Origin of the sequence: Photobacterium salinisoli (assembly GCF_003614885.1) — a bacterium.
Taxonomy (GTDB): Bacteria; Pseudomonadota; Gammaproteobacteria; order Enterobacterales; family Vibrionaceae; genus Photobacterium; species Photobacterium salinisoli.
On sequence record NZ_QZMS01000001.1, the window covers coordinates 1 to 3,024 of the forward strand.

Genomic DNA, 3,024 nt, shown 5'->3' on the forward strand with positions numbered 1-3,024 from the left:
ATGGAGTCCGTAAAACCCCTTGGGTGTTGTATGGTTAAGCCTCACGGGCAATTAGTACAGGTTAGCTGAGCGCCTCACAACGCTTACACACCCTGCCTATCAACGTTCTAGTCTCGAACAGCCCTTCAGGAGGCTTAAAGCCTCAGGGATGACTCATCTCAGGGCTCGCTTCCCGCTTAGATGCTTTCAGCGGTTATCGATGCCGAACTTAGCTACCGGGCAATGCGTCTGGCGACACAACCCGAACACCAGCGGTTCGTTCACTCCGGTCCTCTCGTACTAGGAGCAACTCCCTTCAATCATCCAGCGCCCACGGCAGATAGGGACCGAACTGTCTCACGACGTTCTAAACCCAGCTCGCGTACCACTTTAAATGGCGAACAGCCATACCCTTGGGACCGACTTCAGCCCCAGGATGTGATGAGCCGACATCGAGGTGCCAAACACCGCCGTCGATATGAACTCTTGGGCGGTATCAGCCTGTTATCCCCGGAGTACCTTTTATCCGTTGAGCGATGGCCCTTCCATTCAGAACCACCGGATCACTATGACCTGCTTTCGCACCTGCTCGAACCGTCATTCTCGCAGTTAAGCGGGCTTATGCCATTGCACTAACCTCACGATGTCCGACCGTGATTAGCCCACCTTCGTGCTCCTCCGTTACGCTTTGGGAGGAGACCGCCCCAGTCAAACTACCCACCAGGCACTGTCCGCACCCCGGATAACGGGGCGACGTTAGAACATCAACACGACAAGGGTGGTATTTCAAGGACGGCTCCACAGATACTGGCGTACCTGCTTCGAAGCCTCCCACCTATCCTACACATGTAGGGTCAATGTTCAGTGCCAAGCTGTAGTAAAGGTTCACGGGGTCTTTCCGTCTAGCCGCGGGTACGCAGCATCTTCACTGCGATTTCAATTTCACTGAGTCTCGGGTGGAGACAGCGTGGCCATCATTACGCCATTCGTGCAGGTCGGAACTTACCCGACAAGGAATTTCGCTACCTTAGGACCGTTATAGTTACGGCCGCCGTTTACCGGGGCTTCGATCAAGAGCTTCTCCGAAGATAACCCCATCAATTAACCTTCCGGCACCGGGCAGGCGTCACACCGTATACGTCATCTTTCGATTTTGCACAGTGCTGTGTTTTTAATAAACAGTTGCAGCCACCTGGTATCTGCGACTGCCAGCAGCTCCAAGAGCAAGTCTCTTCACCGCCGGCAGCGTACCTTCTCCCGAAGTTACGGTACCATTTTGCCTAGTTCCTTCACCCGAGTTCTCTCAAGCGCCTTGGTATTCTCTACCCGACCACCTGTGTCGGTTTGGGGTACGATTGCTTATTATCTGAAGCTTAGAGGCTTTTCCCGGAAGCATGGCATCAATGACTTCATCACCGTAGTGACTCGACATCGGGTCTCAGCCTTAAGTAGAACCGGATTTGCCTAATTCTACAGCCTACACCCTTGAACCAGGACAACCGTCGCCTGGCCCACCTAGCCTTCTCCGTCCCCCCATCGCAATAATAAGCAGTACGGGAATATTAACCCGTTTCCCATCGACTACGCCTTTCGGCCTCGCCTTAGGGGTCGACTTACCCTGCCCCGATTAACGTTGGACAGGAACCCTTGGTCTTCCGGCGAGGGGGTTTTTCACCCCCTTTGTCGTTACTCATGTCAGCATTCGCACTTCTGATACGTCCAGCATGCCTTACGGCACACCTTCAACCGCTTACAGAACGCTCCCCTACCCAATACATAAAATGCATTGCCGCAGCTTCGGTGTATCACTTAGCCCCGTTAAATCTTCCGCGCAGGCCGACTCGACCAGTGAGCTATTACGCTTTCTTTAAATGATGGCTGCTTCTAAGCCAACATCCTGGCTGTCTGAGCCTTCCCACATCGTTTCCCACTTAGTGATACTTTGGGACCTTAGCTGGCGGTCTGGGTTGTTTCCCTCTCCACGACGGACGTTAGCACCCGCCGTGTGTCTCCCGGATAGTACTTACTGGTATTCGGAGTTTGCAAAGGGTTGGTAAGTCGGGATGACCCCCTAGCCTTAACAGTGCTCTACCCCCAGTAGTATTCGTCCGAGGCGCTACCTAAATAGCTTTCGGGGAGAACCAGCTATCTCCAGGTTTGATTGGCCTTTCACCCCTAGCCACAAGTCATCCGCTAATTTTTCAACATTAGTCGGTTCGGTCCTCCAGTAAGTGTTACCTCACCTTCAACCTGCCCATGGCTAGATCACCTGGTTTCGGGTCTAATCCCAGCAACTGTACGCCCAGTTAAGACTCGGTTTCCCTACGGCTCCCCTATACGGTTAACCTTGCTACTGAAATTAAGTCGCTGACCCATTATACAAAAGGTACGCAGTCACACCACGAAGGTGCTCCTACTGCTTGTACGTACACGGTTTCAGGTTCTATTTCACTCCCCTCACAGGGGTTCTTTTCGCCTTTCCCTCACGGTACTGGTTCACTATCGGTCAGTCAGGAGTATTTAGCCTTGGAGGATGGTCCCCCCATGTTCAGACAGGATAACACGTGTCCCGTCCTACTCGTTTTCACGTGTAAAGCATCGTCGGTTACGGGGCTGTCACCCTGTATCGCGGCCCTTTCCAGGGACCTTCACCTGACACTAAACACGCTTAAGGGCTAATCCGGTTTCGCTCGCCGCTACTGCCGGAATCTCGGTTGATTTCTCTTCCTCGGGGTACTTAGATGTTTCAGTTCCCCCGGTTCGCCTCATCAGGCTATGTATTCACCTGATGATAACTGCTTATGCAGCTGGGTTTCCCCATTCGGAAATCGGTGACTCAAGTGGCTCTTACTGCCTCATCACCGCTTATCGCAAGTTAGTACGTCCTTCATCGCCTCTGACTGCCCAGGCATCCACCGTGTACGCTTAGTCACTTAACCATACAACCCCAAGAGGTTTCGTATGTTCAAACAACCAAGGTTGTGTCTCTGACAAAGAGACAATTGGTTTATTCGCCGGACTCTTACACAAGACACTTGAATGTGT

Annotated in this window: 1 rRNA gene; it reads right to left on the reverse strand. The window is 52.6% G+C overall.

The features are described from left to right. Positions 1-30: 30 nt before the first annotated feature. Positions 31-2,918: ribosomal RNA gene (locus tag D6M16_RS00005) — 23S ribosomal RNA — on the reverse strand. Positions 2,919-3,024 lie beyond the last annotated feature (106 nt).